The organism is Pseudarthrobacter sp., assembly GCF_036675385.1.
In the GTDB taxonomy this organism is placed as follows: Bacteria; Actinomycetota; Actinomycetes; order Actinomycetales; family Micrococcaceae; genus Arthrobacter.
On the sequence record NZ_JAKFFD010000144.1, the window covers coordinates 18,155 to 29,925 of the forward strand.

Here is an 11,771-nt window from a genome sequence, read left to right on the forward strand (position 1 = left end):
CGAAGTCCAGCAGGGAGGCCTTAAGCCATGGCGGTCCACAGTGCGGGGATCCTGCTGTACCGGCAGGGAGCAGACGGGCTGGAAGTGTGGATAGCGCACATGGGCGGACCGTTCTGGGCCCGCAAACAAACCCAGTCCTGGTCGGTTCCCAAGGGCGAGTACCTTCCCGACGAGGAACCACTGCTGGCCGCGCTGCGTGAGTTTGCCGAAGAAATCGGCACGCCGCCGCCAGCTGTGCCCTACTTTGAGCTAGGTGCGTTCAGGCAACCGTCGGGAAAGATCATCACAGTGTTCGCCGCGGAGTCTGACTTCCAGCCCGAACGGATTGTGAGCAACACGTTCCCGCTGGAGTGGCCCAAAGGATCCGGCATCATCCAGGACTTTCCCGAGGTGGACGATGCCCGGTGGGTGACGGAATCCGAGGCCCGCGGCAAGCTGGTCAAGGGCCAGCTACCCCTCCTGGACGCCCTGCTGGAGCATGTTGGATTGCCCTGAGTCGACCTGCCCAGGCCCGGGCCTGGGGGTTGAAGTGTGGCAATACCCTGTTGGTCCGTCCCGCAGGTCCGTATGGTTTGGTGCATGAACTCTTACGCGCAGCCGATCAACAAATTGACATTTGACGAATGCTGGGAACTACTGGCCGACGACACCCTGGGGCGGCTGGCCCTTGTAGTGGACGGCCATCCGGAGATCTTCCCGGTCAACTACGTCCTGGACCGCAGGAGCATCGTCTTCCGCAGCGCCGGTGGCTCCAAACTGTGGGGCGCCCAGGCGGACCGTCCCGCGGCGCTGGAGATCGATGGATACGATCCCCGCACGGAGGTGGCCTGGAGTGTGGTGGCGCGCGGAGACACCGAAGTGATCGAGGCCCAGGCTGACAAGGACGCCGTCGACGCCCTGCATCTGGAGCCCTGGCAGTCTGGACCTAAGAATTACTACATCCGGCTAACCCCACTTGCACTGACCGGCCGCCGATTCCAGGTCACCAAACCGGATGTCTGGAACACCCGGTTGTCGGACCGCCGTCGTGCTTCCTTCGAATAGCGCGGGAGAGATTATAGACAGCGAAGCCCCCGCTCCGCTCGTCCCGGGGGTCCGGATCCGGCTGCTGCGGCGGAGCGATGCGGCCGGCCTGAGTAAGGCCTACCTCCGGAACCGCCAGCACCTGGCTGCGTGGGAACCGGAGCGGGACGAAGCCTTTTTCACTCCCAGGCATCAGCTGGACATCATCCGGGCCAAGCTCGCCCAGCATTCCGTGGGCCAGGAAGTTCCGTGGGTGCTGGTGAACCGCGACGATCCCGCGTACATCGTCGGCGCCGTCACCCTTACTGGCATCGTCCGTGGGCCGTTCCTCAACGCCAACCTCGGGTACTGGGTTGATTCCAGCCTCAACCGGCGGGGCATCGGAGCTGCCGCGGTCCGCTTCGCCACGGACCATGCCCGGACAGAACTGGGCCTCCACCGGGTCCAGGCGGCAACGCTGCTCCACAATGAGCCCTCACGCAAGATCCTCAAACGCGCCGGGTTTCGGGAAATCGGCGTGGCGCCGGAGTACCTGAAGATCGCCGGCCGCTGGCAGGACCACCTGCTCCACCAACTGCTCCTCCACGGCTGACGCGATCGCGGCCGAATCCACAGCGCCTGCGCCACCTCACCGGCCCTCACGGTTCGCCTAAGCTGGCCTCAAGAACTCTTGAATCCGCAACCGAAAGGCAGACCATGAGCAACGACGCCCACATCCCCGTCATCCTGGGCGGCGCACGGACCCCCTTCGGCAAGTTCCGCGGCAGCCTCTCCGGGCTCACCTCCAGCGAACTGGGTGCCCACGCCATCAGGAACGCACTGGAACGGTCCGGCGTGGCGCCGGAACAGATCCAGGCAGTCATCGTGGGCCAGGTTATCCAGGCGGGCGCTGGCCAGGGACCCGCCCGGCAGGCCAGCCTCGCCGCCGGCATCGGTTGGGATGTGCCCACCGTGACCATCAACAAACTGTGCTTGTCCGGCCTGACTGCTGTGATTGATGCCGCCCGCATGATCCGCGCCGGCGAGGCTGATTTCATTGTGGCGGCGGGCCAGGAGTCCATGACCAACGCCCCGCACCTGCTCCCCCGGCTTCGCGGCGGCGTGGCCATCGGTGATGCGCCGCTGCTGGATTCGCTGAACTTTGACGGCCTGCAGGACCCCGTCTCAGGTGAACTGATGGGCTCCGCCACGGACGCCGGGAACGCCCGCCTGGGCATCAGCCGCGAGGACCAGGACGCCGTCGCCGCCCTTTCGCACCAGCGGGCGGAGGCCGCCCGGGCGGCCGGCATCCTGGCTGAGGAGATCGCTCCGGTGGAGGTCCCGCAGCGCCGGGGACCCGCCGTCGTGATTGATGCCGACGAAGGCATCCGCGCCGGCACCACCATCGAGACGCTCGCGGCGCTGAAGCCCGCCTTCTCCAAGGATCCGGCGGCCACCATCACCGCCGGTTCTGCCTCCCCGCTGTCAGACGGCGCCGCGGCGGTGGTAGTGGCCAGCAAGGCAGCTGCGGAAGCGGCCGGCCTCAGCTGGATCGCGGAAATCGGCAGCCACGGCCAGACCGCCGGACCGGACGGATCCCTGCATTCCCAGCCGTCCCGCGCCATTGAGCGAGCCCTGAAACTCGAAGGGCTGACCATTGACGACGTGGACCTCATTGAGATCAACGAAGCCTTCGCCTCGGTGGTGCTGCAGTCCGCCACGGACCTGGGGATCGACGCGGACAGGATCAACGCCGACGGCGGCGCCATCGCCCTGGGCCACCCGGTGGGCGCCTCGGGGGCCCGCCTGGTCCTGCATCAGGCACTCGCGCTGAACCGGCGCGGCGGCGGGACAGGCGTGGTTGCCTTGTGCGGCGGCGGCGGCCAGGGCGACGCCCTGATCCTCAAAGCCTGACGCCAGGTTCAGGCTCCGGGTCCAAGGATGACCAGCGGCACCAGGCGTTCCGCACACGAAACCCGGACCAGTCCCGCCGGCCCCTGTGCCGCCCGGTTGTTCACTCCGGTGTCGTCGCACCAGTCCAGGTTGTACGGGTAAGCGGTGACCCCGGCCTTCCCGGGAGCCACGCCAGCCGGGACGGTGAACACGAAAGTGAAGCCGCCGTCGTCGGACATGGGAGCGAGCTCTTCCAGCACCGCGGTACCGGTCGCATCCTTGACCGTCACCTGGACCCGTGCGTCGGTGCCGTAGCGGGCATCGCAGGTGGTATCCGGGGCGCTGACGGTGATCTTGTCACCGGGTTTGGCGGCGGCAGGCGAGACGGTAAAGTCCGGCGGCATGCAGGGCGGCGGCGCGAAAATGCTCCGGCAGCTGGTCACCCCCACCAGCACCGGCACAGCGCACAACGTCACAGTGCCCAGGCGCCCGTCAGTGAACGCCCCCGAATGTTCCCCATGACCCGATTGTCCCGTCAGCGCCGGCGTTACGGAAGCACGGCGGGATTACGGAAAAACGCATTGGTTACGGAACATGACGTCGGCGGCAGTGCGGCCGGGCGGGCCGGATGTTACGTTTTTGGGGAGTAATGAGAACCGGCGCCAAGCCCTGACTGGCCGGTCGGCAACCCTCCCTTTCGCGGCGGGGTGCCTCAGGTGAATACTCGGCATATCGACCCATTCGAGCTGCAAGCGTGAAAGAAGGAGTTCCGTCGTGTCTGACGCACCCGCCCCTGAAGAGAAACTGTCGTACCGGCTTGTCACCGGGCCGGATGACAGGTCGTTTTGTGAACGGATTTCCACTGCCCTGGCCGAAGGGTATGTCCTGCACGGCAGCCCGGCCGCAACGTCCAACGGCGGCGTTGTGATTGTTGCGCAGGCACTCATCCTCCCGTCAGCCATCGCGACAGCTGATGCCGCCGTCGCCTCCGCCGTGGACGACCTCGATTTCGACGGCGAGGGCCACGCATGAGCTACGCCGGAGACCTCACCCCGCAGCAGGCCTGGGCCAAACTCGAACAGGGCGCCATCCTGGTGGATGTCCGGACCGAAGGCGAATGGGCCCACATCGGCATCCCGGACACGAAGGCCACGGACAACGATCCCCTGTTCATCCCGTGGACGTTCCCGGGTGGCATCCCGAACCGGGATTTCATCACCGACCTGACGCAGCAGGCCCCGGAGGACGACGGCACTGAACTGGTGTTCCTCTGCCGCTCGGGCCAGCGCTCCATCGCCGCCGCCATCGCCGCGACGCAGGCCGGCTTCACCTCCTACAACGTCCTGGAGGGTTTCGAAGGCGAGCCGGACCGCTACGGCGAGCGCACCGTCAACGGCTGGAAGAACCGCGGCCTGCCCACCAACCTGGGAATAGCCAAATGACTTTCAACCCTGACGCCGCCGGCTGGAGCGCCGAGACGCAGGCGGTCCGCGGCGGGCTGGACCGCACCAACTTCCAGGAGACCACCGAACCGGTCTTCCTGAACTCGGGCTTCGTCTACGAGTCCGCTGCCGCCGCCGAGCGCGCCTTCACCGGCGAGGACGAACGCTTCGTCTACTCCCGGTACGGCAACCCGTCCGTGGCCACATTCCAGGAACGCCTCCGCCTGCTCGAGGGCACCGAAGCGTGCTTTGCGACGGCGTCGGGCATGTCAGCGGTGTTCACCGCACTGGGCGCCCTGCTGGCGGCCGGGGACCGGGTGGTTGCCGCGCGCTCGCTGTTCGGCTCCTGCTTTGTGATCCTGAACGAGATCCTGCCGCGCTGGGGCGTGGAAACCGTGTTCGTTGACGGCCCGGACTTGGACCAGTGGCGGGACGCCCTGTCGGAGCCCACCACCGCAGTGTTCTTCGAATCGCCGTCCAACCCGATGCAGGAAATCGTGGACATCGCCGCGGTCAGCGAGCTGGCTCACGCCGCCGGAGCCACCGTCATCGTCGACAATGTCTTTGCCACTCCCCTGCTGCAGCGCTGCGGCCAACTGGGCGCGGACGTGATTGTGTACTCCGGCACGAAGCACATCGACGGCCAGGGACGCGTCCTGGGCGGCGCCATCCTGGGCACCAAGGAATTCATCGACGGCCCGGTCAAGCAGCTCATGCGGCACACCGGCCCGGCTCTCTCCGCGTTCAACGCCTGGGTGCTCACCAAGGGCCTGGAGACCATGGCGCTGCGCGTCAACCACTCCTCCACGTCCGCACTGCGGATTGCCGAATGGCTCGAGCAGCAGCCGGCCGTCAGCTGGGTCAAGTACCCGCTGCTGAAGTCACACCCGCAATACGAGCTCGCCGCCAAGCAGATGAAGGCCGGCGGCACCGTCCTCACGCTGGAACTTGCGACGACGGGTGGCCGCTCGGGCAAGGACGCCGCCTTCGCGCTGCTGGACGCCTTGCGGATCATCGACATCTCCAACAACCTGGGCGACGCGAAGTCCCTCATCACCCATCCGGCCACCACCACGCACCGCGCCATGGGTCCCGACGGCCGCGCAGCCATCGGGCTCAGCGATGGAGTGGTACGGCTGTCCGTGGGCCTGGAGGACGTGGACGACCTCATCGGCGACCTGGAGCAGGCCCTGAAGCACATCTAGGTCTGGTTGGCCTGGTTCTGATTGGGCTGCTGCGCGATGATGCCTGGATAGTGGCGGCCCTCCCGGTGGCTTCCGGCGCAGTCCATCGCGGGGTGCTTCGAGGAGAGGCGATCCTGGGAGCGTCATTCCCGGCAGAGTTCAGCCAGTACCGCTTGTCCGTTCCCCGGTACCTGCCTCGTCTTCGCCCTGGATCGCGAGCCGGACGGCCACTTCATCCCCGTCGCTGATGCCCGCCGCGTCCCGGACGGCCTTCTTGACGGGCAACAGGTAGGAGCCGCTTTTGCTGTCCGGAAAGACCGAGGTCTGCCAGGTGCAGCCGGAGATTTCCGCCGTGACTCTGACCGAGCCGAAGCCCTCCCGGAACACCGCTGCCTCCTCCCGGAGGTCGTCGGCGACCTCCACCGGGAGGGTCAGGAAGTGCCAGCCGGATTCGTCGGGATAGCGCCACAGTTCTGCCCGGAATGAGTACGACGACGTCACGGCCTGAGTATGGCATGCCGCGTTGCCGGACGCATCCCCTGCCGGGGCCGGGCCAGGCGAATAACGCGTGAGGCAAACAGCAGCTTAGGCGCCCGGCTGGCGCAGCTCCCGGGAGGCCGTCTCCCGGACGGCGTCGGTCAGCTGGTTGAGCACCGAGGAGTCGATCTTCCAGCGCTGCCAGTACAAGGACACGTCAACGGGGCTCGCGGAGGCCAGCTCCACGAGGGCGCCGCTGTGGAGGTCTGCCAGGCACTGTTGCTCCGGCAGCAGCCCCCATCCCAGTCCGAGCCGGATGGCCTGGGCGAACTCGGCCGACGACGGCACATAGTGCCGCGGTGCGGTCAGTTCAGCGCCGGTCATCGTGCGGAAGAACCCGTCCTGCAGGTCATCCTTGCGGTCGAAGTCCACCACCGGGGCCTGGCTCCCGGCAACAAGTTCCGGCCCGTCCGGCCACCAGTGCCGGAGGTAGCCGGGGCTTGCCACCGCCCGGTACCGCAGGGAACCCAGCGGTTCCACGCTGCAGCCCTGGACCGGTTCCGGCGTTGCGGTTACCGCGGCCATCACCGATCCCGTCCGCAGGAGCCGGGTGGAATGCTGCTCATCCTCCCTGCGCAGTTCGAAGCACGCGCCGAGGTCCGGCGGAAGACTTGCCAGCGCAGGCATGAACCAGGTGGAGAGTGAGTCCGCGTTCACTACCAAGGGGATGGGCGCCGTCGGGCGGTCCCGGCTCCCGCCGAGCTCCTGCTGGGCGTCCCATTCGAGCTGCCGGACCTGCCGGGCGAACCGCAGGATGGCTTCTCCGGCGGTGGTGGGGCGGACGGGGTTGGTGCGCTGCAACAGGATCTGGCCGGCCGCGTCCTCCATCGCCTTGAGCCGCTGGGAAATGGCCGACGGCGTGACGTACAGGCTGCGGGCCGCCGCCTCGAGCGTCCCCTCGTCCACGACGGCCGCGAAGGTACGGAGCTGCTCGAACTGGAACATCTTCATTAGCTTTCCTTAATAGAGCTAAGAATAATTAGCTGGAGTAATCCTACGTCCGCCCGTACGTTGGAGGATATGGATCTGACTACATTTCTAGGCCCCGCCGCGCTGGGCTTCGGCACAGGCCTCGCCCTCATCGTGGCCATCGGCAGCCAGAACGCCTTTGTCCTCCGGCAGGGCATCCGCGGCGAGCATGTGGCCGCCGTCGTCCTGGTCTGCAGCGTCTCCGATGCGCTGCTCATCGCTGCGGGCATCGCCGGAGTGGGGGCGCTGCTCCGGTCGAGTCCCGTAATCGTAGACGTGGTCCGGTTTGCCGGCGCCGCCTTCCTGGTGGGGTACGGCGTTATGGCGGCGCGCCGGGCGGTTCGTCCTGGAGCACTAACGGCGTCGGGGCGGCAGCCCGCCGTCGGCCTCGGCGCCGCCCTCAGCACGGTACTGGCCCTGACGTGGCTCAACCCGCATGTCTACCTGGACACCGTGCTGCTGCTCGGATCGGTGGCCAACCAGCAGGCACAGGATTTGCGCTGGTGGTTCGGGGGCGGAGCCATCGCCGCCAGCATCGCCTGGTTCAGTGCGCTGGGATTCGGGGCCAGGGTCCTCCGGCCGTTCTTCGCGCGGCCCTCCTCGTGGCGCATCCTGGACGGACTCGTCGCTGCGGTAATGCTCACGCTGGGTGTGCGCCTGGCTGTCGGTGCGTGACGTCGTCGTTTCTTGGCGCGAACGGACACTTGGGGCCCGTCACAGCGCAAGAACAGGGCCATATCCGCCCCTTACGCGCAAAGCCTCGGGGAGAACTCAGGACAGGCGCACGCGCAGCAGCTCCGGGACCTCGTCCGCCTCACCCAACCCGGAGGTGCCGCGCATCGTGACACGCACGGCGTGGGCAACCACGGCCCCCAGCCCGCCGTCGTCGGGCGCCGATTCTTCCATCACCGCGTCCCGCACCCTGCGCTGTTCGGTGGAGCCCGTGCCGCGGGCAATGATGTCCTCGATGCCCTGCCGGGCCAGGGAAAGTTCGCCCTGCTCGGCGAGGACCGGAGCCAGATAATCCACCAAGGATCGCACCACGTCGACGGCCGGCGCCGGCCTGAACGTGCCAAAATCCAGCAACTCACCGTTCAGGCCACTGCTGCTCGCCTGCCATGCCGCCATCCGCAGCAGCACCGTGGGCACCGGGGCCGGCTCCACGCCGTCGCGCCATTCACGGCTGGCCGATTCGACCAAGGCCCGCACCAGCACCGCGATCAGGGCAGCGTCCTCGGCGCGGAGGCAGACGTCGGCCACCCGGACCTCAACTGTGGGGTGGTTCCGGGACAGTCGGGCGTCAAAGTAGATCATGCCTTCATCCAGCAGCACGCCACTGTCCAGCAGACGCGTGACCACCCTCCGATATGCGGAGTACGTGCTGAAAATGGCCGAAGGGCCGGACATAGGCCAGCGGTTCCAGGCCTGGGTTCGGTAGCTCTCGAACCCTGTGGGCATCCCGTTCCAGAACGGCGAATTTGCGCTCACTGCCGTGAGCACTGCCAGCTTGTCCCGGATCCTGTCCAGCACTGCCACGCCCTCGTCATTGGATTCGATGAACGTGTGGACGTGGAAGCCGCAGGTCAGCTGCTCCTGCGCGGTCAGGCCGAAGCGTTCCAGCATCCGGGCATAGCGGGCGTCCGGAGTGGTGTGGCTCGCAAGGCCAAACGGAGAAGTGGCCAGCGCGGCGACCCTGGCACCGTTCTTGATGGCCGCCTGGTCCGCAAGCAGCCGGCCGGCCCGGATCTGCTGCAGCAGTTCTGCGTACTCGAGGCAGGGACGGGTCTGGGTCTCGATCTGCTCAAGCTTCAGCTCGGCAGTCAGGCCAGTCCAGTCGTCGTGAGCGGTTTTTTCCTTGGCTGCCAGCGCATAGGGACGTTCCGGGGCGTCGTCGGCTGCCATCCGGCGGCCGGACAACATCGCATCCGCGAGGGCAAGCGGCTCCCCCGTGTCCGGATCAACGATCAGGAGCTCTTCCTCGACGCCGAATGTTCGCATTCTTATATTGTGCTGCAACGCCCGCCAGGTTGACCCGGTATAGCCGATCATGACGAAGCGCGAACCGGCTGAACCAGCTGCTGCAAGCAGCCTAAACCCCGGCGTTGCTCCGACTACTTGAATTTGCCCGCCTCTGGGGGTCGTTATCTGCCAGTTCGCGCCAGGCGGAGGGCCGCAAGTGTACGTTCGCGTTAGTCCTGGAAGTACTCCACCTTGGCGCCGATGGTGTTGAGCCGTTCCGCCAGGTCTTCGTAGCCACGCTCGATCACGTAGATATTCCGCAGCTCCGAAACACCCCGCGCCGCGAGCATGGCAAGCAAAAGGCAGGCGGCGGGGCGGAGCGCCGGCGGGCAGCCCACCTCGGCGGCCCGCCACTTCGTGGGGCCGTTGACGTAGATCCGGTGCGGGTCCAGCAGCTGCACCTGGGCGCCGAGCCGGTTGAGTTCGGTGAGGTAGATGGCCCGGTTCTCGTAGACCCAGTCGTGGATCATGGTCTGGCCGTGGGCTTTGGCGGCGATGACCGCGAAAAACGGCAGGTTGTCGATGTTCAGGCCCGGGAACGGCATGGGGTGGATTTTGTCCTCGGGGGCCCGCAGCTCGGACGGTTTGGTGGTCACGTCCACCAGCCGGGTGCGGCCGTTGCGCGCCACGTACTCGCCGGAAATCTCCAGCTTCTGGCCCATCTGTTCCAGCGTGGCCAGTTCGATCTCCATGAACTCGATGGGGACGCGGCGGATGGTCACCTCTGAGTTGGTGACAATCCCGGCGGTGATGAGGCTCATGGCCTCGATGGGGTCCTCGGACGGGAAATACTCAATGTCGACGTCGATGAGCGGCTGCCCGGTGATCTTCAGTGTGGTGGTGCCCACGCCGTCGATCTTCACGCCCAGCATCTCGAGGTAGAAGCAGAGGTCCTGGACCATGTAGTTGGGGCTGGCGTTGCGGATGACGGTGGTGCCGCGGCGGTGCGCCGCTGCCATGATCGCGTTCTCGGTGACAGTGTCCCCGCGCTCGGTCAGCACAAAGGACCGGTCGTGGGTGTCCGGCGGCGGAGCCTGCACGGCGTAGAAACCGGCAGTCGCCTCCACGGAGAGCCCGAACTGGCGCAATGCCTGCATGTGCGGCTCCACGGTGCGGGTGCCCAGATCGCAACCGCCGGCATACGGCAGGCGGTATTCCGCGGATTCGTCAAGAAGCGGGCCCAGGAGCATAATCACGCTGCGGGTGCGGCGCGCCGCGTCCACATCCATGGCCTTGAGGTCCAGGACGGCGGGGCGGCGGAGCTGGAGATCGGTGTCGTTAAGCCACGTGCACTCGACGCCGATGCTGGTCAGGACCTCCACGATCCGGTTGACCTCTTCGATCCGGGCGAGGCGGCGCAGGACGGTGGTGCCGCGGTTGATCAGGCTGGCGCACAGCAGCGCCACACCGGCGTTTTTGCTGCTGTTGACATCCACCGCCCCGGAAAGCGTGCGGCCGCCTTCGATCCGCAGGTGCGTCATCTGCGGTTTGCCCACTTTGACGATGCTGCGGTCGAGAATGGCTTCGAGCCGCTGGATCATTTTCAGGCTCAGGTTCTGCTTGCCCTGCTCCATCCGGGCGACGGCGCTTTGGCTGGTTCCCAGCGCTGACGCGAGCTGACCTTGGGTCCAGCCCTTCTCGGTCCGGGCGTCCCTGAGTGTGGCGGCAACGTGCTCGGCAGTTCGCTGGATCATAGATAAAAAATATCACAGATGAGCTATTTATGGGATGTGAATCGGAGGTGGCGACTGAAATCCCAGCAAATACCCGATTCATGAGATAGCCACTCCTTAATGCTTGTCCTTGACCCGCCACCCGCTCGGCGGGAGACTGAAACATCGGGTTCACCCGATAAACGGAAGAATGCCCTGCAGGAGGCCTGCCATGTATGGGAATGCGGCCACAGCATCCCATGCTTTAGCGTGTGCCATCTTGTGCCTGCTCATGGCCCTTTGCGGGATTATCGTGGCGCCGGCGTCCGTGGCCGCCCCTTCACCGGGCGAGGGCGCCGAGCAAGCACTGGGCAACGATGTCTCGTGGCCTCAGTGCAACAAGGCGCTTCCCGCCGCTCCAGCTTTCGGGATCGTGGGCGTCAACAATGGCCTGGCCAGCACCACTAACCCCTGCCTCGCCGAACTGCTCCGCTGGGCCAAAGCCATCACGGTGAACCCGACCGAACAGCCGTCCGTGGCCCTTTACGTCAACACCGCCAACCCGGGGCACGCAGGCTCCTGGTGGCCGACCAGTAACAACTACCCCGCAGCCAACGCTGTATCCAACCCCTACGGCACCTGCAAGGACAAGGACGTTGCCCCGGCGTGCGCATACATGTACGGCTACGCCAAGGCGTACGACGACGCCTACATCCGCGGCATCAGCAGCCCCTCGGACTACCTGTGGTGGCTCGATGTTGAAACAGGCAACAGCTGGTCCCCCGACAAGAATGCCAACCGTGCCGTCCTAGAAGGTATGACCGACTTTTTTCACAGCATCGGCGCCGACGTCGGCATTTACTCCTCGGCCTATCAATGGGGACAGATCGTGGGCAGCGTCAGCAGCTCCAGCAACCTTTATGCCCTGCCCAGCTGGCTGGCAGGCGCCCGCACGGCCTTCGGAGCCACGGCCAACTGCTCGAATGCGCCGCTAACCCCCGGCGGCACGGTCACCCTGACCCAGTTCGTCTCCAGGGGCTTCGACTACGATCACTCGTGCATTTAGCAGGCAC

14 protein-coding genes and 1 riboswitch are annotated in these 11,771 nt (G+C 66.3%); of the genes, 9 read left to right on the forward strand and 5 right to left on the reverse strand.

Features of this window, described 5'->3' with window-relative positions:
• The first annotated feature begins 27 nt into the window (after positions 1–27).
• The 4 genes from V6M49_RS11230 to V6M49_RS11245 all read left to right on the forward strand — a co-directional run bounded on the left by V6M49_RS11230 (position 28) and on the right by V6M49_RS11245 (position 2,916).
• Positions 28–495, forward strand: coding sequence for an NUDIX domain-containing protein (locus V6M49_RS11230; protein ID WP_332761162.1), 468 nt, complete (start codon positions 28–30; stop codon positions 493–495).
• Between the two features lie 84 nt (positions 496–579).
• Positions 580–1,044, forward strand: a complete 465-nt coding sequence (locus V6M49_RS11235; RefSeq protein ID WP_141138681.1) for a pyridoxamine 5'-phosphate oxidase family protein — start codon at positions 580–582, stop codon at positions 1,042–1,044.
• Complete coding sequence (locus V6M49_RS11240) at positions 1,028–1,615, forward strand: GNAT family N-acetyltransferase (protein ID WP_332761163.1); 588 nt, start codon at positions 1,028–1,030, stop codon at positions 1,613–1,615. Before V6M49_RS11235 ends, V6M49_RS11240 begins: the two co-directional genes overlap by 17 nt.
• Positions 1,616–1,719: 104 nt before the next feature.
• On the forward strand, positions 1,720–2,916 hold the full coding sequence (locus V6M49_RS11245; RefSeq protein WP_058930874.1) for an acetyl-CoA C-acetyltransferase: 1,197 nt from the start codon (positions 1,720–1,722) through the stop codon (positions 2,914–2,916).
• Positions 2,917–2,924: 8 nt separating this feature from the next.
• Here the strand turns inward: V6M49_RS11245 and V6M49_RS11250 are convergent, their stop codons facing one another.
• Positions 2,925–3,371: a hypothetical protein gene (locus V6M49_RS11250; protein ID WP_332761164.1), complete on the reverse strand. Its 447-nt coding sequence runs from the start codon at positions 3,369–3,371 to the stop codon at positions 2,925–2,927.
• A 169-nt stretch (positions 3,372–3,540) separates the two neighbouring features.
• A riboswitch (SAM riboswitch) is annotated at positions 3,541–3,656 on the forward strand.
• Positions 3,657–3,669: 13 nt separating this feature from the next.
• Here V6M49_RS11250 and V6M49_RS11255 point away from each other — a divergent pair.
• The 3 genes from V6M49_RS11255 to V6M49_RS11265 are packed head-to-tail and all read left to right on the forward strand — an operon-like array spanning position 3,670 to position 5,542.
• Positions 3,670–3,927: a DUF1737 domain-containing protein gene (locus V6M49_RS11255; protein WP_056341324.1), complete on the forward strand. Its 258-nt coding sequence runs from the start codon at positions 3,670–3,672 to the stop codon at positions 3,925–3,927.
• On the forward strand, positions 3,924–4,337 hold the full coding sequence (locus V6M49_RS11260; RefSeq protein ID WP_104063251.1) for a rhodanese-like domain-containing protein: 414 nt from the start codon (positions 3,924–3,926) through the stop codon (positions 4,335–4,337). Before V6M49_RS11255 ends, V6M49_RS11260 begins: the two co-directional genes overlap by 4 nt.
• Positions 4,334–5,542 (forward strand): O-succinylhomoserine sulfhydrylase, encoded by a 1,209-nt coding sequence (locus V6M49_RS11265; protein WP_332761165.1) that lies wholly within the window; start codon positions 4,334–4,336, stop codon positions 5,540–5,542. The genes V6M49_RS11260 and V6M49_RS11265 overlap by 4 nt, the downstream gene beginning before the upstream one ends.
• Before the next feature lie 138 nt (positions 5,543–5,680).
• On the opposite strand, the gene V6M49_RS11270 is transcribed toward V6M49_RS11265, so the two are convergent.
• Complete coding sequence (locus V6M49_RS11270) at positions 5,681–6,022, reverse strand: DUF1905 domain-containing protein (RefSeq protein ID WP_332761166.1); 342 nt, start codon at positions 6,020–6,022, stop codon at positions 5,681–5,683.
• An 84-nt stretch (positions 6,023–6,106) separates the two neighbouring features.
• Positions 6,107–7,009 (reverse strand): LysR family transcriptional regulator ArgP, encoded by a 903-nt coding sequence (locus V6M49_RS11275; RefSeq protein WP_332761167.1) that lies wholly within the window; start codon positions 7,007–7,009, stop codon positions 6,107–6,109.
• A 69-nt stretch (positions 7,010–7,078) separates the two neighbouring features.
• On the opposite strand from V6M49_RS11275, the gene V6M49_RS11280 reads away from it, so the two are divergent.
• On the forward strand, positions 7,079–7,702 hold the full coding sequence (locus V6M49_RS11280) for a LysE/ArgO family amino acid transporter (protein WP_332761168.1): 624 nt from the start codon (positions 7,079–7,081) through the stop codon (positions 7,700–7,702).
• A 96-nt stretch (positions 7,703–7,798) separates the two neighbouring features.
• Here V6M49_RS11280 and V6M49_RS11285 read toward each other — a convergent pair whose 3' ends face one another.
• Both V6M49_RS11285 and V6M49_RS11290 read right to left on the reverse strand, forming a co-directional pair.
• On the reverse strand, positions 7,799–9,025 hold the full coding sequence (locus V6M49_RS11285) for a glutamate--cysteine ligase 2 (protein WP_332761169.1): 1,227 nt from the start codon (positions 9,023–9,025) through the stop codon (positions 7,799–7,801).
• A 191-nt stretch (positions 9,026–9,216) separates the two neighbouring features.
• Positions 9,217–10,740 (reverse strand): UDP-N-acetylglucosamine 1-carboxyvinyltransferase, encoded by a 1,524-nt coding sequence (locus V6M49_RS11290; protein WP_332761170.1) that lies wholly within the window; start codon positions 10,738–10,740, stop codon positions 9,217–9,219.
• Between the two features lie 286 nt (positions 10,741–11,026).
• Here V6M49_RS11290 and V6M49_RS11295 point away from each other — a divergent pair, with 286 nt between their 5' ends.
• Positions 11,027–11,764 (forward strand): hypothetical protein, encoded by a 738-nt coding sequence (locus V6M49_RS11295; protein WP_332761171.1) that lies wholly within the window; start codon positions 11,027–11,029, stop codon positions 11,762–11,764.
• Positions 11,765–11,771 lie beyond the last annotated feature (7 nt).

What these genes read in the sequence shown, in the direction of transcription:
- V6M49_RS11230 (WP_332761162.1), top strand. Translation starts at nt 28, where the DNA reads ATGGCGGTCCACAGTGCGGGGATCCTGCTGTACCGGCAGGGAGCAGAC.
- V6M49_RS11290 (WP_332761170.1), bottom strand. Translation starts at nt 10,740, where the DNA reads ATGATCCAGCGAACTGCCGAGCACGTTGCCGCCACACTCAGGGACGCC.
- V6M49_RS11265 (WP_332761165.1), top strand. Translation starts at nt 4,334, where the DNA reads ATGACTTTCAACCCTGACGCCGCCGGCTGGAGCGCCGAGACGCAGGCG.
- V6M49_RS11280 (WP_332761168.1), top strand. Translation starts at nt 7,079, where the DNA reads ATGGATCTGACTACATTTCTAGGCCCCGCCGCGCTGGGCTTCGGCACA.
- V6M49_RS11235 (WP_141138681.1), top strand. Translation starts at nt 580, where the DNA reads ATGAACTCTTACGCGCAGCCGATCAACAAATTGACATTTGACGAATGC.
- V6M49_RS11260 (WP_104063251.1), top strand. Translation starts at nt 3,924, where the DNA reads ATGAGCTACGCCGGAGACCTCACCCCGCAGCAGGCCTGGGCCAAACTC.
- V6M49_RS11275 (WP_332761167.1), bottom strand. Translation starts at nt 7,009, where the DNA reads ATGAAGATGTTCCAGTTCGAGCAGCTCCGTACCTTCGCGGCCGTCGTG.
- V6M49_RS11285 (WP_332761169.1), bottom strand. Translation starts at nt 9,025, where the DNA reads ATGCGAACATTCGGCGTCGAGGAAGAGCTCCTGATCGTTGATCCGGAC.
- V6M49_RS11245 (WP_058930874.1), top strand. Translation starts at nt 1,720, where the DNA reads ATGAGCAACGACGCCCACATCCCCGTCATCCTGGGCGGCGCACGGACC.